Origin of the sequence: Pseudomonas saxonica, from assembly GCF_007858365.1 — a bacterium.
Taxonomy (GTDB): domain Bacteria; phylum Pseudomonadota; class Gammaproteobacteria; order Pseudomonadales; family Pseudomonadaceae; genus Aquipseudomonas; species Aquipseudomonas saxonica.
Genome location: NZ_VFIO01000001.1, coordinates 1,454,643 through 1,472,775, shown reverse-complemented (window position 1 = coordinate 1,472,775; position 18,133 = coordinate 1,454,643). Strand labels below are relative to the sequence as shown.

General features: G+C 58.6%; 20 protein-coding genes. 13 read left to right on the top strand and 7 right to left on the bottom strand.

Features of this window, described 5'->3' with window-relative positions:
• Positions 1 to 51: 51 nt before the first annotated feature.
• Entirely contained in the window at positions 52 to 615 is a 564-nt protein-coding gene (locus tag FJD38_RS06845) for a DUF2796 domain-containing protein (RefSeq protein WP_122782058.1), read from the bottom strand.
• Between the two features lie 133 nt (positions 616 to 748).
• On the opposite strand from FJD38_RS06845, the gene FJD38_RS06840 reads away from it, so the two are divergent.
• A complete protein-coding gene (locus FJD38_RS06840; protein ID WP_146384532.1) occupies positions 749 to 1,108 on the top strand; it encodes a hypothetical protein in 360 nt (119 codons plus the stop codon).
• Between the two features lie 156 nt (positions 1,109 to 1,264).
• Here the strand turns inward: FJD38_RS06840 and trxA are convergent, their stop codons facing one another.
• Both trxA and FJD38_RS06830 read right to left on the bottom strand, forming a co-directional pair.
• On the bottom strand, positions 1,265 to 2,140 hold the full coding sequence (gene trxA / locus FJD38_RS06835) for a thioredoxin (protein WP_146384530.1): 876 nt from the start codon (positions 2,138 to 2,140) through the stop codon (positions 1,265 to 1,267).
• Positions 2,141 to 2,200: 60 nt separating this feature from the next.
• Positions 2,201 to 2,650, bottom strand: a complete 450-nt coding sequence (locus tag FJD38_RS06830; RefSeq protein ID WP_146384528.1) for a hypothetical protein — start codon at positions 2,648 to 2,650, stop codon at positions 2,201 to 2,203.
• Between the two features lie 139 nt (positions 2,651 to 2,789).
• Here FJD38_RS06830 and nrdR point away from each other — a divergent pair, with 139 nt between their 5' ends.
• The 10 genes from nrdR to FJD38_RS06780 all read left to right on the top strand — a co-directional run bounded on the left by nrdR (position 2,790) and on the right by FJD38_RS06780 (position 10,338).
• Positions 2,790 to 3,254: a transcriptional regulator NrdR gene (gene nrdR / locus FJD38_RS06825; RefSeq protein WP_167654236.1), complete on the top strand. Its 465-nt coding sequence runs from the start codon at positions 2,790 to 2,792 to the stop codon at positions 3,252 to 3,254.
• On the top strand, positions 3,251 to 4,384 hold the full coding sequence (gene ribD / locus FJD38_RS06820) for a bifunctional diaminohydroxyphosphoribosylaminopyrimidine deaminase/5-amino-6-(5-phosphoribosylamino)uracil reductase RibD (protein ID WP_208727493.1): 1,134 nt from the start codon (positions 3,251 to 3,253) through the stop codon (positions 4,382 to 4,384). The genes nrdR and ribD overlap by 4 nt, the downstream gene beginning before the upstream one ends.
• Before the next feature lie 46 nt (positions 4,385 to 4,430).
• The gene (locus FJD38_RS06815; protein WP_122782053.1) at positions 4,431 to 5,093 is read left to right on the top strand and encodes a riboflavin synthase; all 663 of its coding nucleotides are present in this window, start codon (positions 4,431 to 4,433) and stop codon (positions 5,091 to 5,093) included.
• Positions 5,094 to 5,108: 15 nt separating this feature from the next.
• Entirely contained in the window at positions 5,109 to 6,200 is a 1,092-nt protein-coding gene (ribBA, locus tag FJD38_RS06810) for a bifunctional 3,4-dihydroxy-2-butanone-4-phosphate synthase/GTP cyclohydrolase II (RefSeq protein ID WP_122782052.1), read from the top strand.
• A 91-nt stretch (positions 6,201 to 6,291) separates the two neighbouring features.
• Positions 6,292 to 6,768 (top strand): 6,7-dimethyl-8-ribityllumazine synthase, encoded by a 477-nt coding sequence (gene ribH / locus FJD38_RS06805; protein ID WP_003444275.1) that lies wholly within the window; start codon positions 6,292 to 6,294, stop codon positions 6,766 to 6,768.
• A complete protein-coding gene (gene nusB, locus FJD38_RS06800) occupies positions 6,765 to 7,265 on the top strand; it encodes a transcription antitermination factor NusB (protein ID WP_122782051.1) in 501 nt (166 codons plus the stop codon). The genes ribH and nusB overlap by 4 nt, the downstream gene beginning before the upstream one ends.
• A 15-nt stretch (positions 7,266 to 7,280) precedes the next feature.
• Positions 7,281 to 8,240 (top strand): thiamine-phosphate kinase, encoded by a 960-nt coding sequence (gene thiL / locus FJD38_RS06795; protein WP_146384526.1) that lies wholly within the window; start codon positions 7,281 to 7,283, stop codon positions 8,238 to 8,240.
• 273 nt (positions 8,241 to 8,513) lie between these two features.
• On the top strand, positions 8,514 to 9,131 hold the full coding sequence (gene ribA / locus FJD38_RS06790) for a GTP cyclohydrolase II (RefSeq protein WP_167654235.1): 618 nt from the start codon (positions 8,514 to 8,516) through the stop codon (positions 9,129 to 9,131).
• Complete coding sequence (locus FJD38_RS06785) at positions 9,128 to 9,547, top strand: MFS transporter (RefSeq protein WP_146384524.1); 420 nt, start codon at positions 9,128 to 9,130, stop codon at positions 9,545 to 9,547. Before ribA ends, FJD38_RS06785 begins: the two co-directional genes overlap by 4 nt.
• The gene (locus FJD38_RS06780; protein ID WP_146384522.1) at positions 9,547 to 10,338 is read left to right on the top strand and encodes a cobalamin-binding protein; all 792 of its coding nucleotides are present in this window, start codon (positions 9,547 to 9,549) and stop codon (positions 10,336 to 10,338) included. The genes FJD38_RS06785 and FJD38_RS06780 overlap by 1 nt, the downstream gene beginning before the upstream one ends.
• A gap of 140 nt (positions 10,339 to 10,478) precedes the next feature.
• On the opposite strand, the gene FJD38_RS06775 is transcribed toward FJD38_RS06780, so the two are convergent.
• The 4 genes from FJD38_RS06775 to FJD38_RS06760 form a co-directional block, all read right to left on the bottom strand.
• Positions 10,479 to 12,323: a TonB-dependent receptor domain-containing protein gene (locus FJD38_RS06775; RefSeq protein ID WP_146384520.1), complete on the bottom strand. Its 1,845-nt coding sequence runs from the start codon at positions 12,321 to 12,323 to the stop codon at positions 10,479 to 10,481.
• 118 nt (positions 12,324 to 12,441) lie between these two features.
• Positions 12,442 to 14,340, bottom strand: a complete 1,899-nt coding sequence (gene dxs, locus FJD38_RS06770; protein WP_146384518.1) for a 1-deoxy-D-xylulose-5-phosphate synthase — start codon at positions 14,338 to 14,340, stop codon at positions 12,442 to 12,444.
• A 132-nt stretch (positions 14,341 to 14,472) separates the two neighbouring features.
• Positions 14,473 to 15,360 carry a (2E,6E)-farnesyl diphosphate synthase gene (ispA, locus tag FJD38_RS06765; RefSeq protein WP_122782044.1) on the bottom strand — a complete coding sequence of 296 codons (888 nt, stop codon included), beginning with the start codon at positions 15,358 to 15,360 and terminating at the stop codon, positions 14,473 to 14,475.
• Positions 15,357 to 15,599 (bottom strand): exodeoxyribonuclease VII small subunit, encoded by a 243-nt coding sequence (locus tag FJD38_RS06760; RefSeq protein WP_122782043.1) that lies wholly within the window; start codon positions 15,597 to 15,599, stop codon positions 15,357 to 15,359. The genes ispA and FJD38_RS06760 overlap by 4 nt, the downstream gene beginning before the upstream one ends.
• Positions 15,600 to 16,013: 414 nt before the next feature.
• Here FJD38_RS06760 and tssA point away from each other — a divergent pair, with 414 nt between their 5' ends.
• Both tssA and tssB read left to right on the top strand, forming a co-directional pair.
• Complete coding sequence (gene tssA, locus FJD38_RS06755; RefSeq protein ID WP_146384516.1) at positions 16,014 to 17,570, top strand: type VI secretion system protein TssA; 1,557 nt, start codon at positions 16,014 to 16,016, stop codon at positions 17,568 to 17,570.
• Positions 17,571 to 17,605: 35 nt separating this feature from the next.
• The gene (gene tssB / locus FJD38_RS06750) at positions 17,606 to 18,112 is read left to right on the top strand and encodes a type VI secretion system contractile sheath small subunit (protein ID WP_146384514.1); all 507 of its coding nucleotides are present in this window, start codon (positions 17,606 to 17,608) and stop codon (positions 18,110 to 18,112) included.
• Positions 18,113 to 18,133 lie beyond the last annotated feature (21 nt).

Sequence of the window (18,133 nt, the reverse complement as noted above, 5' to 3'; positions counted from 1 at the left end):
TAAACATTATGTCGTCGCAGCCTGTGGCCGCGACGGCACCTGCGCTTTTGCTTAAAACTTCAACGTTGGCGCTTTAGGTGTTGCTTCTACCGATTGCTGCCCTGTACTGCCGATCAGTTGTACCTTGATTGTATGAGTGCCGGGGAAAGTCTTGAAAAACTGAGCCAGATCCAGCGTCTTCAATGCGTCCGGCTGGCTGCACGTGAAGGCGTAATGCGCTTCGATATCGCTGTGATGATGCTCACCTTTGACTGCGCCTTCTTCCGGTGCAGGCTCAAAGAGCGGGCTCTTCAATTCTTGAGCATCGGCGGTGCAGCCAGCGGCCTTTGGAATGCTGAACAGCACAAGCGGATTTTCCAGTTGCTGGCGAGCCGAGGCAACCTTGGCCTTGTCAGCGTCAGTGGTCGCGACGTGCTCGAATCCCACCAGGTTCATCGAGGGCCCGTCGAGATCCAGCTCCAGCGTTTGGCCGTCCAGCGCGACGTTTAAACTGCCTACTCCATGCTCATGGGGGGGCAAACTGCCGTGTTCATGGTCGTGATCATGCGCGTCGGCGGCATGCGCCATGGCCAGTGGTAACAAAGCAAACGGCAAGGCAAGAAGCAAACGGCGCATGGCGGACTCCAGCTGAATGATGAATAAATTGTTATGTGATCTTATAACAATGTTGGCGGGAGTTTGCCTGTCTGCTTGGCGTTAAGCAAGTCGCATGGGAGCATGCCTTCATGAAACTTTTGGAGCAGCGTTGATGGTGCGTATTCGCGGAATGATCGGCGACTGGCCGGTGGATTTGACGGTTGAGCTCGATGACAGCGATTGGGCAAGACTAGGGGCGCAGTTGCACGTGAGCGAAGCGCCGACCAGCACGGTGCCACCCAAGCCTGTGAGTCAGGACGATGCAGTCTGGGAAACCACCAAAGACGTGTTGCGCAAAGCCGGGTCAATCTCCGGGCCTGAGTTATTAGGCCAGCTTGAAGCCCTGACTGGCAGCGTCGGCGCTGGCAAGCGCTTATTGGTGCGCTTGCGCCATTGCGCCGAAGTGAAGGTGGTCAGCGGTGCTGATTCACCGATTTATAGCTGGGTCGACCAGGGACCCTCAATTCCGTAGCCGCTGAGGAGCGTAGCGAGGCTGCGTTCGAGCGCGAAGCGGTCGTAAACCCGGAATGCTTGATTGACCTGACACGCAGCAGGTGTCTGGTTTTGCGACGGCTTCGCCGCCGGACGCAGCCTCGCTTCGCTCCTCAGCTGCTACGTGGCGGTGGGTTTAGTACAGCGCCGCGAACAGTTTGCGGCGATAAGTGGTGACGAGCGGATGATCGTTGCCCAGCAGGTCGAATACTTGCAACAAGGTCTTGTGGGGGAGGCCTTCGTTGTAGCTGCGGTTGCGGGTAAACAGTTTCAACAAGCCATCCAGTGCAGCTTCGTATTGCTGGCGGGCCAATTGCTGGATTACCAATTGATACGCGGCTTCGTCATCCTGCGGGTTTTGCGCAATGCGGGCTTTCAAGTCAGCCACATCCGGCAAGTCTGCGGCCTGGCGCAGGAAGGTTACTTGCGCTTTTGCGCCTGCCAGTTCAGCTTTATGTTCGTCACTTTTGACAGCGTCCAGCACGGCTTGCGCTTCTGTCAGTTCGCCACGCTCGGCCAGACAACGGCCATACAGAATCAGCGCTTTGGCGTTGGTGTTGTCCTCGGTCAGGATGCCTTTAAGCGCCGTTTCGGCGTCAGCAAAACGGCTCTCGGCAAATAACGCTTCAGCTTGCACCATCGGGTCTTCTTCGACGGGTTCGGGCATCACGACATGGGGGGCGAGCATGGTGCGAATCGCGGATTCGGGCTGCGCCTCCTGAAAGCCGTCGACCACTTTGCCGTCTTTAAACAGCACCACGGTCGGCAGGGTTTGAATGCCGATACGGCCAACAATGTCTTGCTCAACGTCACAGTTGACCTTGGCCAGCAGTAATTCGCCCTGATAGTCCTCGGCAATCTGTTCCAGGATGGGCAGCATCACCTTGCACGGTGCGCACCATTCGGCCCAGAAATCCACCAGTACGGGTTGGTCAAAAGACGCTTGGACAACCTGTTTGTCGAAGTCAGCAGAGGTCACGTCGAAGCTGTAAGAAGGCGTAGGCTGATTCATGTTGTGTCTCAAAGCAGGTAAAAATTAAGGCAACTATAAGGGCAAAGCGGGACGGTAGGCTCAGGGGGCTTTGACGAATGCCAAGGTTCCCATGGCCTGCGTCGACGGCTGGCTGATAATTCGCGATGGCAGGTGCAGGATCAACTGCCCTGACTGACTGGCGCGCCCGCGCAGTTCAACCCGTGCCCCAGCAGGAAAGGCTTCAGGGTTGAAACGCAGTTTGAACGGCAGCGCCTGGTTATTGCCGGTGATCTTGCTGCTGGCCATCAAACCTTGCGGACGCCCGCGCTCATCAATGATCAGTATGGCCAGTTCTACTTCAGCACCGGCCGGTACGCCGGTCAGTACGCCGCTGATCTCACGCTGATAAGCCGGGAGCGGGCCCAGGTCTTTCGGGACGTCAGTCTCTGGCTCCATCAGTACCTGAGGCTGCACAGGTTTTGGCGGTTCACTGCTACACGCGACCAGCAAACTGGCGAGGCACAGCAAAACAAGCGTTCGTAGCGGCATAGACGGCTCCAGCGGCAAGTCAGTCGGCGTAACAGATGGTGTGAAACATAGTCGGCGGACTGTATACCGTAAAGCCTATGACTTGTCTTGCCAGTGGGATGCGCTAACATGGCGCTCCCCATTTTTGTTGGCTGCCACCATGCACTGTCCCTTCTGCGGTGCCAACGACACTAAAGTCATCGACTCGCGTCTGGTTGCCGAGGGCGATCAGGTGCGTCGCCGGCGTGAATGCCTGGCCTGTGGTGAGCGCTTCACCACCTTTGAAACAGCTGAGTTGGTATTACCCCGCCTGATCAAGCAAGACGGCAGCCGTCAGCCGTTCGACGAAGAAAAACTGCGTGCTGGCATGCAGCGTGCGCTGGAAAAGCGCCCGGTCAGTGTCGAGCGTCTTGAAGCCGCCCTGGCTCACATCAAAAGCAAGCTGCGTGCAACGGGTGAGCGCGAGGTCAAATCCCTTGTTGTCGGTGAGTTGGTCATGGCTGAGCTGCAAAAGCTCGACGAAGTGGCCTATATCCGTTTCGCCTCTGTGTATCGTCGCTTCCAGGACCTTAACGAGTTCCGTGAAGAGATTGACCGCCTTGCCCGAGAGCCTTCAACCAAATGACCGTATCCACTGAACAAGCCGTCCTGGACGGCCATTACATGGCCCGCGCTATCGAATTGGCGCGCAATGGCCTGTACACCACACACCCTAACCCGCGTGTCGGATGCGTGATTGTGCGCGACGGGCAGATTGTCGGTGAAGGCTGGCACGTGCGCACGGGCGAGCCCCATGCCGAAGTTCACGCTTTGCGAGCGGCGGGCGCGTTGGCCCGTGGTGCCACCGCATACGTTACGCTTGAACCGTGCAGCCATCACGGCCACACACCGCCGTGTGCCGATGGACTGGTCAATGCCGGCGTTGCACGGGTTGTTGCGGCGATGCAAGACCCCAACCCGGATGTCGCGGGGCGTGGTCTAAAACGGCTGTCAGACGCGGGCATCGATGTGCGCTGCGGCGTGCTTGAGCACGAAGCCCGCGCGTTGAATCCGGGTTTTCTCAAGCGTATGGAGCACGGCCTGCCGTTTGTGCGGGTCAAGATGGCAATGAGCCTGGATGGCCGTACCGCGATGGCCAATGGCGAAAGCCAATGGATTACCGGCCCGGCTGCGCGCTCGGCGGTTCAGCGTTTGCGCGCGCAAGCCAGTGTGGTGTTGACCGGTGCAGACACCGTTTTGGCCGATGGCGCTCGCCTGACCGTGCGAGGCCCGGAGCTGGGCTTGAGCCCTGAACTGACCGCGCTGGCGCTTAGCCGTCCACCGTTGCGGGTGTTGATTGACGGGCGTTTGCGGGTGCCGCTGGATGCTCCGTTCTTCAAGGCCGGGCCGGCGCTGGTCGCCACGTGTGTGCCGCCCGCCGAACAGTACCGCACGGGGCCGGAATGCCTGGTGATTCACGGGGCCAACGGCCAGGTCGACCTGCGCAAACTGTTGGAAGCGCTGGCCGCCCGTGGTGTCAACGAGGTGCTGGTCGAGGCCGGCCCAAGGCTGGCGGGCGCGTTTGCCGAGCAAGGTCTGGTGGATGAATACCAGATTTTTGTCGCGGCCAAGTTCTTGGGTTCCAGCGCCCGGCCATTGCTTGAGCTGCCGTTGAACCATATGAGTGAAGCAGTGTTGCTTAAAATTACAGATATGCGCGCAGTAGGCGATGACTGGAGAGTCACAGCCATACCTGTGCCATCAGCGAGCGTATAATTCTCAGCCTCCGTTTAATGCAGGCTTGGTTCTCAAGGGGAACGCCATGTTTACCGGCATCATCGAATCCATCGGCACCATCCGCGCACTGACCCCTAAAGGCGGTGATGTGCGTGTTTCTGTAGACACCGGCAAGCTCGACCTGAGCGACGTCAAACTCGGTGACAGCATCGCGATCAATGGCGTGTGCCTGACTGCCGTTGAACTGCCGGGTAACGGGTTTGCGGCGGATGTCAGTCGCGAAACGCTTGATTGCACCGCGTTCAACGAATTGAAAAGCGGCAGCCGGGTCAATCTGGAAAAAGCCCTGACCCCGACCACGCGTCTGGGCGGTCATCTGGTGAGCGGTCATGTGGATGGCGTCGGCGAAGTGATCTCCCGTGAAGAGAACGCCCGCGCCATTGAATTCGTGATTCGTGCCCCGAAAGAACTGGCCAAATACATTGCCCATAAAGGCTCGATCACCGTCGACGGCACCAGCCTGACCGTGAACTCGGTCAATGGCGCCGAGTTCTCGCTGACGATCATTCCGCATACCCTGAGCGAAACCATCATGGACGACTACCGTCCGGGCCGCCGGGTGAACCTAGAAGTTGATTTGTTGGCGCGTTACCTGGAACGCTTGTTGCTGGGCGATAAAGCCGCCGAGCCAACCTCGGGTGGCATCAGCGAAAGTTTTCTGGCCGCCAACGGCTATCTCAAATCCTGATTAAGGGGGTGCCGCGTGGCGCTCAACAGCATCGAAGAACTGGTTGAAGACATCCGCCAAGGCAAGATGGTCATCCTTATGGATGACGAAGACCGTGAGAACGAAGGCGACCTGATCATGGCAGCCGAGTGCTGTCAGGCCGAGCATATTAACTTCATGGCGCGGTTTGCCCGTGGTCTGATCTGCATGCCGATGAGCCGTGAACGCTGCGAGCTGCTGAAGCTGCCGTTGATGGCTCCGCGCAATGGCTCCGGCTTTGGCACCAAGTTCACGGTGTCAATCGAAGCGGCGACAGGTGTGACCACCGGCATTTCAGCGGCGGACCGTGCGCGCACCGTACAGGCGGCTGCGGCCAAAGACGCCAAAGCTGAAGACATCGTCAGCCCTGGCCATATTTTCCCGTTGATGGCCCAAGCCGGCGGCACCCTGGCCCGTGCAGGTCACACCGAGGCGGCTTGCGACCTGGCCCGTATGGCCGGTTTTGAGCCAAGCGGCGTCATTTGTGAAGTGATGAACGACGACGGCACCATGGCCCGTCGTCCGGAACTGGAACTTTTTGCCGCCGAACACGGCATCAAGATCGGCACCATTGCCGACCTGATCCACTACCGCATGATTCACGAACGTACCGTTCAGCGGATTGCCGAGCAGCCACTGGACAGCGAACTGGGCCAATTCAACCTGGTGACCTATCGTGATTCAGTCGAAGGCGATGTGCACATGGCACTGACCCTGGGCAAGATCAGCGCAGAAGAACCGACGCTGGTGCGTGTGCACAACATGGACCCTTTGCGTGACCTGTTAATGGTCAAGCAGCCGGGCCGCTGGAGCCTGCGCGCGGCCATGAGCGCGGTGGCAGAGGCGGGCAGCGGTGTAGTGCTGTTGCTGGGGCACCCCTTGGATGGCGACGTATTGCTGGCTCATATACGTGAAACCGCAGACGCGGTGCCGGCCAAAAAACCGACCACGTACAGCATCGTCGGTGCCGGTTCACAGATCCTGCGTGACCTGGGCGTGCGAAAAATGCGCCTGATGAGTTCACCAATGAAGTTCAATGCCATATCCGGTTTCGATCTGGAAGTTGTAGAATACGTGCCCTCCGAATAAAGACCGGTCGTGTCCAGTCCGAATTCGTGGCCCAATATCCTTAAAGAGCGCACGCAAGTGCGCTCTGGCTCTTTAATACGAGACATACCGAATGACCCTGAAGACCATCGAAGGTACCTTCATCGCCCCCAAAGGTCGCTACGCGCTAGTAGTCGGCCGTTTCAACAGCTTCGTCGTCGAAAGCCTGGTGAGTGGTGCCGTTGATGCCCTGGTTCGCCACGGTGTGAACGAAAGCGACATCACCATCATCCGTGCTCCGGGCGCGTTTGAAATCCCGCTGGTTGCGCAAAAAGTTGCCCAGCGCAACGAATTCGCCGCCATCATCGCCTTGGGCGCTGTAATCCGTGGCGGTACTCCGCATTTCGAATACGTTGCAGGCGAGTGCACCAAGGGCTTGTCTCAAGTGTCCATGCAGTTCGGCGTACCGGTTGCCTTCGGCGTGCTGACCGTTGACTCGATTGAACAAGCCATCGAGCGCTCCGGCACCAAAGCCGGCAACAAAGGCGCAGAAGCTGCCTTGTCCGCCCTTGAAATGGTTAGCCTGTTGGCACAGTTGGAGGCCAAGTGATTTCCGACGAAAGCGATCGTTTCAACCCGCGCGACCCGAAACCTGCGGACGCTGGCAAACCTTCCAAGAGTGCCAAGCGCCGTGAAGCGCGTCAGTTGGCGACTCAAGCCCTGTACCAGTGGCACATGGCTAAACAGTCCCTGAACGAAATCGAAGCGCAGTTCCGCGTCGATAACGATTTCACCGACGTTGACGCTGCGTACTTCCGTGAAATCCTGCATGGCGTGCCTGCGAACAAAGTCGAGATTGATACGGCTCTGACGCCTTGCCTGGACATCACCATCGAAGAACTCGATCCGGTTGAGTTGTCGGTGCTGCGCCTGTCTACCTGGGAACTGCTCAAGCGTGTCGACGTGCCTTACCGCGTTGTGATCAACGAAGGCATCGAGCTGGCCAAAGTATTCGGTTCCACCGACGGCCACAAGTTCGTCAACGGTGTGCTCGACAAACTGGCGCCACGTCTGCGTGAAGCCGAAGTAAAGGCTTACAAGCGCTAAATCGCGCTGTCGGCCATGGGCGAGTTTGAGCTGATCCGCAACTTCTTCGCTGCTGCGCCGTGTGCGCAGGGCGGCGCTGGGGTTGCTCTGGGCATCGGCGACGACTGCGCCCTGCTGGATGTTCCCCACGGGGAACAGCTAGCGATTTCCACCGACACCCTGGTTGCCGGGGTGCACTTCGCAGATCCATGCGACCCTTTCTTGCTCGGTCAGCGTTCGCTGGCAGTGGCGGCCAGTGACTTGGCGGCCATGGGCGCAACACCCCTGGCGTTTACCCTTGCCCTGACGTTACCCACGGTTCAAGCCGACTGGTTGCAAGCGTTTGCCCGTGGTTTAAATAGGATGGCGCAACACTGTGGCTTGCAGCTTATCGGCGGCGATACCACGCGCGGGCCGCTGTGCCTGACGCTGACGGTTTTTGGCCGTGTTCCCAATGGCCATGCGCTGAAGCGTAGCGGCGCTCGCCCTGGGGATTTGCTGTGTGTGGGCGGCGAGTTGGGCAATGCCGCAGGCGCTTTGCCTCTGGTGTTGGGTCAGCGTACGGCCGCGCCGTTGATCAGCGAGCCGCTGCTGGCGCACTACTGGTCGCCCCAACCGCAGCTGGCACTCGGCCAGGCGCTGCGTGGCAAAGCCACCTCGGCACTGGATATTTCCGATGGCTTGCTTGCAGACTGCGGCCATATCGCGACAGCGTCGCGGGTGGGCTTGGTCATTGACCTGGACCGTGTGCCGGTTTCGCTGGCGCTGGAAGAGTTTCTGGGCGATAGCGGCGCGCAACTAGCGGCGTTGAGCGGCGGTGACGATTATGTGTTGGCGTTCACCTTGCCTGCGCTAGAGCTGCCGACCTTGCTGGCCGATGGCTGGCCGATTCATGTGATCGGCCGTGTTGTTGAAGGGCAGGGCGTTAGGCTGCTGGATGACGAGGGTCAGGACATCACCCCGACAACGCGTGGTTACCAGCACTTCGGCGTTTGATTGGCTCCCGTAGCAGCTGCCGCAGGCTGCGATCGATTGCGCAGCGATCGTAAAATCAGAGTACTCGATTTAATTGATAACCCGCGCCCGCTGATTTTGCGACGGCTGCGCCGCCGGACGCAGCCTACGGCAGCTGCTACGAAATCGTGTGCAGCAAGACATCAAACTTTTTGATATTTATCCTCCACAATTCAGCCTAAGCGTCTGTAGGAACGTCCTGTTACAATGCCGCCTCTGCGAATATCCAGTACTCAAATTGATCAGGAGCACACGGTGCCCGTCGCTTTTGTTGCCGCATGCAAACTTCCCACCCCTTTTGCCGAATTCACCATGAATGGCTTCCTAGAGAAGGCCACAGGTCGTGAACACGTTGTGCTCAGTTTGGGCGACGTGGCAGACGGGGCGCCGGTATTGGGCCGGATCCACTCCGAATGCCTGACGGGCGATGCCTTGTTCAGCCAGCGCTGTGACTGCGGCTCGCAGCTCGAAGCCGCGTTGCAAGCGATCGCGCGTGAAGGTCGTGGCGTATTGCTGTACCTGCGTCAGGAAGGCCGTGGAATTGGCTTGCTGAATAAAATCCGCGCCTACGAGTTACAGGACGGCGGTGCAGATACCGTGGAAGCCAATGAGCGTCTGGGCTTCGCTGCCGATCAGCGCGACTACGCCATCTGCTTGCCGATGCTGGAGCATCTGGGTGTGAAGTCGCTGCGTTTGATGACCAACAACCCGCGCAAAGTCAAAGCCTTGACCGACATGGGCATCACCGTGGCCGAGCGTGTTCCGCTGCACACGGGCCAAAACCCGCACAACAAGCTGTATCTGGCGACCAAAGCCAGCAAACTCGGGCACATGATGGGCAATCAGCATCAAAGCGAAGCCGATCCCGCGTGACCCGGGGTCAGATTCGCCGACGTTTGAGCTTCAGTTGGTGGCAGCAGCTTGTGCTTACGATGCTGCCCTTATTGTTGGCTGAGATTTTCTTTGGCGAATCGCCCCCCTTGCTGCCCTTTCTGAAAATGCCGCTGTTCATCGCCGGTGTTGCCTCCATGTTTGTCACGCTGCGGTTCTTCGGGCCTTACAAACACGCGTTGATCGCCCTGCAAAAATCGTTGGGCAGCCCGCAAGAGCCTGCTGCCTGGGCGACGCTCGCCCGGGTGCGTTATCCGGCGTTGCTGGTGGCGGGCTTGCCGGCCTGGCTGGCCACCCTGGCCGTGTTTGTCGGTCTTGAAGGCGTGCCATTGCTGTTGCTGGTGGTCTCCACGCTGCTGCTGTTTTACCTCTACCGCATACCGCGTCAGATCGGCTGATGCGTATCGGGCTGGTGGTATTGCTGCTGGCGTTAGGCATTCCGGCCATGGCGGCCTCGCGCGTGGTGAGCCTGGCGCCGTCCTTGACTGAAATGGTGGTCGAGCTGGGGGCAGCCGATTTGCTGGTGGGTCGGCTGGATGCCGGCGAGTCATCACCGGCATTGGCTGATGTGCCTTCGGTGGGTCGCTATGGTCAGTTGAACATGGAGCGTTTGCTCAGCCTGCAACCCGATCTCATCCTGCTCTGGCCCGGCAGCGTTGGTGCTGCTCAGCGTGAGCAACTGCACCGGCTAAATTTGCCCACCTACGTTGCCGAACCCAACAGCCTTGATCAACTGGCGAACCAGATTGAAGCCTTGTCGCGCGTCTTGAACCGGCCCGAACGCGGGCAAGCGGTGGCGGCACAGCTGCGCGAGCGTCTGGCTCAACTGCGAGCCGAGTACCGGCGCGACAAACCGTTGCGGGTGTTTTATCAAGTGTGGGATCAGCCGCTCTACACCGTAGGCGCAGGCCAGATTATCAGCGACGCCCTGGCGGTGTGTGGAGCGAGGAACGTCTTTGACGACCTAAAGCTCCCGGCGCCGCAGGTCAGTATCGAGTCGGTGTTGCAGCGTAATCCCGAAGTGATCATTGCTGGCAGCCAGGCGCAGCTGGATGCCTGGAAGGTCTGGCCGCAACTCGATGCGGTCAAGCATGGGCGTCTACTGTTGTTGAAGGACAAAGGCCTTGAGCGGCCAAGCGGGCAGATGATTGAAGCGACCGCCCAGCTGTGTGAACAACTTAACCCGTAGCAGTTGCCGAAGGCGACGTGCGATTGCGCAGCGATCGTAAAGCCTGAAATCCCAAACTCATGGAGACACCGCGCAAGTAGGCTTTGCGACGGCTACGCCGCCGGACGCAGCCTCGTTCCTCGACAGCTGCTACGGTGAAGTCACAGGGTGGGGGTCCAGGTGACGGCCAATTGCACACTGCGGCGCTCTTCGCGATAGCCATAGTAATTGCCGTCATAGCTGTAGAGCGCTCGGGTAAAGGATTTGTCCAACAGGTTGTCGACTTTCAACTCCAGCCGTACCTCTGGGCTGGCGATCCAGTTGCCACGCAGCCCCAGCAACCCGTAGCCACCAATCGGTTGCTTGTTGTCGTCGTCATTAAAGCTGCTGCTCACCGCTTGCCAGCTGGCCCCGACACCCAGGCGGTCGAACTGGCGGTCCAGATCCAGGCTCACAGTACGCCGCGCGCGGCGGCTTAAGGTATGACCGGTATCGCGATCCCGCGGGTCGATAATGGCCACGCCCAGACTGCTCTGCCAGCCGAACCACTCCTGATGCAATGCGCTTTCAAACCCGGTGATCCGTGCGGCACCAATATTCTGCTGAATGAAATCGGCGTCCGCCACGATCGCATCACGAATGTCGGTGCGGTAAACCGACGTTTCCAGTCGGCTGCTGTCAGTCAACTGGCTGCGCCATTGCAGCTCGTAACTTTTCGAATATTCAGGTTTGAGAGCCGAATTGCCATATTGCGGGTAGTACAAATCGTTAAAGGTCGGCGCCCTGAACCCTTCGCTGTAAGACAGCAGCACCTCGTTGTCCACATTGAGCGGTACGCTCAGACTCGCGCTCCAAGTGTTGTGACTGCCGAACTGCTGGTTCTGATCGTGGCGCACGCCTAACTCGGTCGAAAAGTAATCCCCATGAAAGCGGTGTTGAACAAACACGGCGCGGTTCCAGCGGCTGTCTTCGTCGAAAACGGTGCTGCTGCGCACGCGGTCTTCATAGCTGTCGGCACCCACAATCAGGCTGTGCTGATCATTGAGTGTCAGGTTGTTTTGCCAGTTCAGCGAGTCGCGATAGGTATTGAACGCGTAAAGATCCGGGCTGAGTTTGTCCCGGGTCTTCTCGCGGTTTTCGCTATGACCCCATTCGACACGTGAGTTCCAGCGGTCGTTGATTTGCGCGTCGATAAAGCCTCCGACACTGCTGATATCAAAGTCGCTGTAACCCTTTTGCCCGAACATGGCGTCCAGCTCGGTTTTGCCGGTGTTTTTAATGGCACTGACGCCTACTTCGACGGCATCAGTAAGGTTGTGGCTGAGATTCAAGCTCACGGACTTATTGCGGTACGCGTCGTGGTCGTTATCCACCGGGTACGACACGGTAGTGCGATTAATCCCCGCCGTGTTTTCGAGGCTGGCGCTCAGGTTATAACGGGTTTGCGTATCACCCCCGGAGATGCCGAGGCTGTTCAGCGTGCTGCCGTAACTGCCCACGGCACTGTGCAGCCGTAGCTGAGGGGCGTGAACTGCACCCCGGCGGGTAAAAATCTGAATCACCCCACCAATCGCATCGCTGCCATAGATCACCGAACGCGAGCCGCGCAGGACTTCCACGCGCTCGATTTGGTCAATGTTCAGGTATTGCAGGTTGCTGTCCGCTGACGTGGCGTTGGCCATACGCTGGCCGTCCACCAGCACCAGGCTTTGCGCCGATTTAGTGCCGCGAATATAGATACCCGGCAACGCTCCACGCCCGCCACTGCGTGCGACTTGCACACCGGGAACCCGGCTTAACAGATCCGTCAGGCTGGTGGGTTGCAGGCGGTCGATATCGTCACGGGTGAACACGCTGTTGGCGCTGGTACTGTCCGAGCGCGCTTCAACCTGTCGATTGCCGGTAATCAGTGTTTGCGGGAGCTTGAGTGCATTTTCGCGTTCAAGGGTGTCGGCGAGTAACTGGCTGGCGGGGATAAATCCAAGTAACAGTACGAGGTGTTTCATGGTGTCAACTCTGTAGCCGCTGCCGCAGGCTGCGATAAGGGCCACAGGGCCTTCTACAACGGGGTCGCTACGCAACCCATCGCAGCCTGCGGCAGCGGCTACACGTCAGCAGTTCGGGTTACAACCCCAACAACGCCATTCGCTCACGCACTGAGGCTTCAATGCCCGCAGCATCCAGTCCGCATTCCGCCAGCATCTGGCTAGGTTTGGCATGTTCGACGTACACATCCGGCAAACCCAGGTGCAGCACAGGCATAAGCACGTTTTCACGGGCCAGGAACTCACTGACAGCCGAACCCGCGCCGCCCATGATGGCGTTTTCTTCAATGGTTACCAGCAGCTCATGGCTGTCGGCCATTTCGCGAACCAGTGTTTCATCCATCGGTTTGACGAAGCGCATGTCGACCACGGTCGCGTCGATTTTTTCTGCCACTTGCAGGGCTTCAGCCAGCTGTACGCCGAATACCAGCAGCGCAACTTTGTTGCCCTGACGGCGAATGACACCTTTACCGATTTCCAGCGGTTCCAGGGTTTTTTCGATTGGCGCATTCGGGCCGGTGCCGCGCGGGTAGCGAACGGCTGCAGGGCCGTTGTACAGATGCCCGGTGGTGAGCATTTTGCGCAGTTCGTTTTCGTCGCTTGGGGTCATGATGACCATGCCCGGAATGCAGCGCAGGTAGGAGAGGTCGAAGCTGCCGGCGTGAGTCGGGCCGTCTTCACCCACCAGACCGGCACGGTCGATGGCAAACAGTACATCCAGGTTCTGCACGGCAACGTCATGCACCAACTGGTCATAGCCGCGCTGCAAGAAGGTCGAGTAAATCGCAACAACCGGCTTTGCGCCTTCGCAGGCCATGCCGGCCGCTAAAGTGACCGCATGCTGCTCGGCAATCGCTACGTCGAAATAACGCAGCGGGAAGCGCTCGCTGAAAGCGATCAGGTCCGAACCTTCTTTCATCGCCGGGGTAATGCCGACAAGACGCGGGTCTGCCGCAGCCATGTCGCACAGCCACTCGCCGAACACCGCCGAGTACTTTGGTCCGCTGGCGACTTTTGGAGCCGCTTTTGGCGCGTCCAGCGGTTCAAGTTTGGTGATGGCGTGATAACCGATCGGGTCCGCTTCGGCCGGGGCGAAGCCCTTACCCTTTTTGGTCACGATATGCAGGAACTGCGGGCCTTTAAGGTCGCGCATATTGCGCAGCGTCGCGATCAGGGTCGGCAGGTCGTGGCCATCGATAGGGCCGATGTAGTTCCAGCCCAGCTCTTCGAATAGTGTGCCGGGGACCAGCATGCCCTTGGCGTACTCTTCGGTACGGCGGGCAATCTCCCAGGCGCCCGGCAGGCGTGACAGCACTTTCTTGCTGCCTTCACGCATGCTGGCGTAGGTGCGGCTCGACAGGATTTTGGCCAGGTAATTGGACAAACCACCGACATTGCGCGAGATCGACATGTCGTTGTCGTTGAGAATCACCAGCATGTTGGCATCGACTTCAGGCGCATGGTTCAGCGCTTCAAACGCCATGCCCGCCGTCAGCGCGCCGTCACCAATCACAGCAATCGCTTTGCGCTCGCTGTTTTGCAGGCGGGCGGCAATGGCCATGCCCAGCGCTGCGCTGATAGACGTGCTGGAGTGGCCAACGCCAAAGGTGTCGTACTCACTCTCAGTACGGCGCGGGAAGGCGGCAATGCCGTCCTTCTGGCGCAGACTGTGCATCAGCTCACGGCGACCGGTGAGGATTTTGTGCGGATACGCCTGATGGCCCACATCCCACACCAACCGGTCATCCGGGGTGTCGAACACATAGTGCAGGGCAATCGTCAGTTCAATAACACCCAGGCCGGCACCAAAATGCCCGCCCGTCTGGCCGACGGTGTAGAGCAGTTCCTGGCGCAGTTCATCGGCCAGCGTTTCCAGCTCGGCTTCGGCCAGTCGGCGCAGGCCCACAGGCGTGCCCGCCCGGTCGAGCAGAGGAGTGGTTGGGCGCGTGCGGGGAATCTCTTGAAACGTCGTTGGCATCAGGCGAATCGTTATAGATATAAAAGAAGCCGCAGTTTACCTCATGGAACGTAACCTGCCCACGCAGTCTGGCATTCGTTAGTCAGACCTTGGCATTAGAAACTGTCAGAAATAACTGGGTTTTACGACCTGTTAGTGGCGGCGATCCACGATATAGCGTGCCAGTGCGCGTAATGGGTCTGCAGCTGTGTCAAAAGTTTGCAACGCTTTCAGTGCTTGATCGCGTAACTCCAAGGCATAGTCTTTTGCCCCCTCTAGCCCCATCAGTGCAGGGTAGGTGGGTTTGTCTCTGGCAATATCAGCGCCTTGGCGTTTGCCCAGGGTAGCGGTATCGCTTTCAACATCGAGAATGTCGTCCTGTACCTGAAACGCCAGACCAATCGCCCGTGCATAGCTGTTGAGCGCAGCCAGGTCGGCAGCAGTAGAGCGACCACTTGCAAGCGCCCCGAGTTGCACGCTGGCTTCGATCAGGGCGCCGGTTTTGTGCCGGTGCATGAACTCAAGGGCTGTGCGGTCGAGCTTGATTCCGACCGACCCCAGGTCAATGGCCTGACCGCCAACCATGCCTGCCGGGCCTGCGGCCAACGCCAACGCCGAGACCATCTGCAAGCGCGTATCGGCGTCCAGCGTATTGAGTTGCGGGTCGAGCAGGGTGCTGAACGCCAAGCTTTGCAGGCCATCACCCGCAAGGATGGCGCAGGCTTCGTCAAAGGCTTTATGGGTGGTCGGTTGGCCACGGCGCAAATCGTCATCGTCCATCGCCGGCAAATCGTCATGCACCAGCGAATAGGCGTGGATGAGCTCTACCGCACAGGCCGCGCCATTTGCTCGTTCAGGGGCAACCCCCAGCGCTTCGCAGGCTGCATAAGCCAGCAGCGGTCTCACCCGTTTGCCACCATTCATCACGCTGTAGCGCATGGCCTCGTAAAGCCTGGCCAGCTCAGGTGCCGGAGCGACAAACAAGTGCTCAAGCGCCGCATTGACACGTGCCTGGCTGCTGGTCTGGTAAGCATCAATCATTCGGGCTGTTCCGCATCAAAGGGCTCTTGCGCCAACTCACCATCACGCTCAAGCAGGATCTGCACTTTCTGTTCGGCTTGAGCCAGTGCGCCCTGGCAATCTCGCGTCAGGCGGATGCCTTGTTCGAAGGCGGTCAGGGAGTCTTCCAGTGACAACTCGCCATTTTCCAGACGCTCAACCAGCGTTTGCAGGTCGGCTAAAGATTGTTCGAAGTCAAGGGGCGTTTTTTTGCGGGCCATAGCGGCGGTCTCGGTAGGCTTTTTAACCGGCCGACACTAGCAGACACCGGGGTTTGGGGCAAATCGGAAGGCTGCTCATGAAGTCCTGGCGTGGGATGGCTCTCTTTGAATCCAACCTTTTCTCACTTCGTTATGAAGGCTACGTACCGCTGCTCAATCCTTCGTATGTTTTCACACCAAAAGCTGTAGGAAAAAAGTCGAGATAATGTGCGATTGGCCCTTACAAATCGGGGGTTTGCTGTTTTTTTTGGTTCGCGGAACTTTCTTTCGAAATTGCAGAAAATTCCGACATTTTTCTTTTGAACTATCGCCTAAGGTCTCGCCAATTGAATGGAGTCGGTCGAGAGCAGTGAACAATCCCTTTAGCTTTTGCATGGTTTTCGAAATGCGCCCGAGTTCGGGGTGCGAGAAGCGATGACTTACTCCAGCAAGCTGTTTGCTCGCCACATCGACTTGGCTAAAACGCCCGTGTTCAAAGATAACTTCGCGGGTAGTGACGTGCGCTATTCGAATGAGTTCGAGGCGCTGGAGCTTGAGTTGGGCAAATCGCAGTCCATGCATGAGCAAAACCAGGTCGACTGGTTTGTCGTGATGGAGCAGAGCGAGGCTTTGCTGCGAGACCACTCCAAAGACTTGCGTGCCGGCGTCTGGCTTACCTGGGCGTTGTATCAGAGAGAGTCGTATCAAGGGTTACTGGCCGGGCTGGGGCTGCTGCATTACCTGTGCAAGCACCATTGGGCAGACATACACCCTTTGAAGGTGCGCACCCGTGGCGCGACCATCAGTTGGTTGTCGTCCCGCCTGGATCTGGTGCTCAACGAAAGCATCCCGATCAAAGAGCAACTGCCGCTTTTCAAGCACATGGTTGAGCTGTTGTTGGAGTTGGAGAGCATGCTGGCTCAGCACATGGGGAATGACGTGCCTTTGCTGTTACCGGTTTGCCGCCGCTTGGGGCGCATGGTTCAGCGCGCCGCAGAAAGCCTGCCCGACTCAGGCTCGATTGCGGCAGCAGTGGCGCAGGTCAAGCAAGTTGCCTCGCAGTTACTGGAGCCCGCGGCCCCAATCAATAACGAAAAAGACGCACACAAAGCGTTGCGTGGCTTGCAGGAAGTTGCCCGCCCACTGTGTGTGTGGTGGTTGAAACAGCAGGCCAGCGATGCGCGGGCGTTACGTCTGAATCGCACCCTGACCTGGCTGGCCATCGACGTCACCCCGGAGCGCAATCTGGAGCACATCACCCAATTGCGCGGACTGCCCGCAGACAAGCTCAAAAGTTACAAGGAGCGGTTTGCTCAGGGGCAGTTTGCCGATGTGTTGGTCGACCTTGAGACCAGCCTCACGAAATCACCCTTTTGGCTCGACGGTCAGCGCATGGTCTGGGAGTGCCTGCACGCGTTGAAAGCCGATGGTGCCATGCGTGAGGTCGAGCACCATTTGGCACTGTTGCTCCAGCGCCTGCCTGGGCTTGTGGAGCTGCGTTTTAACGACGGTGCGCCGTTCGCCGACCTGCAGACCCGCACCTGGATTGCTGCTCAGGTGATGCCCCATCTTCAGGCCCCGAGCGAGTCACTGGCGGTGGCTACGGTGGCCCAGATGCCGGCATGGGAGATCGCGCTTGAAGCGGCGATGACCGAGTTTCGCGACAGTGGTTTTAAACCCGCGGTGCAATTGCTCAAGCGCGCCCAGAGCGGTGTTCAAGGCGAGAGAGTGCGTTTCTTTTGGCAGATGACCCTCGCTCGCCTGTGCTTTCAGGCCAAGAAATACGAACTGGCCAAGACCCAGCTCGAAATGCTTGACCAGCAACTCCATCGCAACGGGCTACAGGCATGGGAACCCGATCTGGTTCTTGAAGTTTTGCGTCTTCTACATCGCTGCTGCGAGCTCCTGCCGCAGAACCACGAAGTGCGAGAACGCAAGGATGAGATGTATCGCAGGTTGTGCCACCTCGATCTGGAAGTGGTACTCGAATAGGCCTCAGGGCCGCTCACACGCAAGGAAAAAACGTCATGGCCAAAGAAAGCTCGGTAGCCCCCAAGGAACGTATCAACATCACGTTCAAACCCGCGACTGGAGGGGCTCAGGAAGAAATCGAACTGCCGCTCAAACTGCTCGTGGTCGGCGACTATATCCATCGTTTTGATGATCGAAAGCTTGAAGACCGCAAGCCTATTTCCATCGACAAAATGACCTTTGACGAGGTGCTTTCCAAGCAGGGCCTGGAGTTAAGCATGGGCGTGCCTAATCGCCTTCAGGACGAAGGCGGTGCGGATGAGCTGGCGATTGCGCTGAGTATCCGGGCAATGAAGGACTTCACCCCGGCCAGCCTGGTGAATCAAGTCCCGGAGCTTAAAAAGCTAATGGAGCTGCGAGACGCACTGGTGGCGCTGAAGGGCCCGCTGGGTAATGCGCCGAGCTTTCGCAAGGCGATTGAAGGCGTACTGGCAGATGACGATTCCCGCGCTCGGGTACTGAGCGAACTCGACTTGGTCGTCACTCCGGCCTCTGACGTTTGAGCCCTCTATCAGCAAAGGAAG

What these genes read in the sequence shown, in the direction of transcription:
- FJD38_RS06780 (WP_146384522.1), top strand. Translation starts at nt 9,547, where the DNA reads ATGCGTATCGGGCTGGTGGTATTGCTGCTGGCGTTAGGCATTCCGGCC.
- tssA (WP_146384516.1), top strand. Translation starts at nt 16,014, where the DNA reads ATGACTTACTCCAGCAAGCTGTTTGCTCGCCACATCGACTTGGCTAAA.
- FJD38_RS06775 (WP_146384520.1), bottom strand. Translation starts at nt 12,323, where the DNA reads ATGAAACACCTCGTACTGTTACTTGGATTTATCCCCGCCAGCCAGTTA.
- ribD (WP_208727493.1), top strand. Translation starts at nt 3,251, where the DNA reads ATGACCGTATCCACTGAACAAGCCGTCCTGGACGGCCATTACATGGCC.
- ribH (WP_003444275.1), top strand. Translation starts at nt 6,292, where the DNA reads ATGACCCTGAAGACCATCGAAGGTACCTTCATCGCCCCCAAAGGTCGC.
- nrdR (WP_167654236.1), top strand. Translation starts at nt 2,790, where the DNA reads ATGCACTGTCCCTTCTGCGGTGCCAACGACACTAAAGTCATCGACTCG.
- dxs (WP_146384518.1), bottom strand. Translation starts at nt 14,340, where the DNA reads ATGCCAACGACGTTTCAAGAGATTCCCCGCACGCGCCCAACCACTCCT.
- thiL (WP_146384526.1), top strand. Translation starts at nt 7,281, where the DNA reads ATGGGCGAGTTTGAGCTGATCCGCAACTTCTTCGCTGCTGCGCCGTGT.
- FJD38_RS06830 (WP_146384528.1), bottom strand. Translation starts at nt 2,650, where the DNA reads ATGCCGCTACGAACGCTTGTTTTGCTGTGCCTCGCCAGTTTGCTGGTC.
- FJD38_RS06815 (WP_122782053.1), top strand. Translation starts at nt 4,431, where the DNA reads ATGTTTACCGGCATCATCGAATCCATCGGCACCATCCGCGCACTGACC.
- FJD38_RS06845 (WP_122782058.1), bottom strand. Translation starts at nt 615, where the DNA reads ATGCGCCGTTTGCTTCTTGCCTTGCCGTTTGCTTTGTTACCACTGGCC.
- trxA (WP_146384530.1), bottom strand. Translation starts at nt 2,140, where the DNA reads ATGAATCAGCCTACGCCTTCTTACAGCTTCGACGTGACCTCTGCTGAC.
- FJD38_RS06840 (WP_146384532.1), top strand. Translation starts at nt 749, where the DNA reads ATGGTGCGTATTCGCGGAATGATCGGCGACTGGCCGGTGGATTTGACG.
- tssB (WP_146384514.1), top strand. Translation starts at nt 17,606, where the DNA reads ATGGCCAAAGAAAGCTCGGTAGCCCCCAAGGAACGTATCAACATCACG.
- FJD38_RS06760 (WP_122782043.1), bottom strand. Translation starts at nt 15,599, where the DNA reads ATGGCCCGCAAAAAAACGCCCCTTGACTTCGAACAATCTTTAGCCGAC.
- ispA (WP_122782044.1), bottom strand. Translation starts at nt 15,360, where the DNA reads ATGATTGATGCTTACCAGACCAGCAGCCAGGCACGTGTCAATGCGGCG.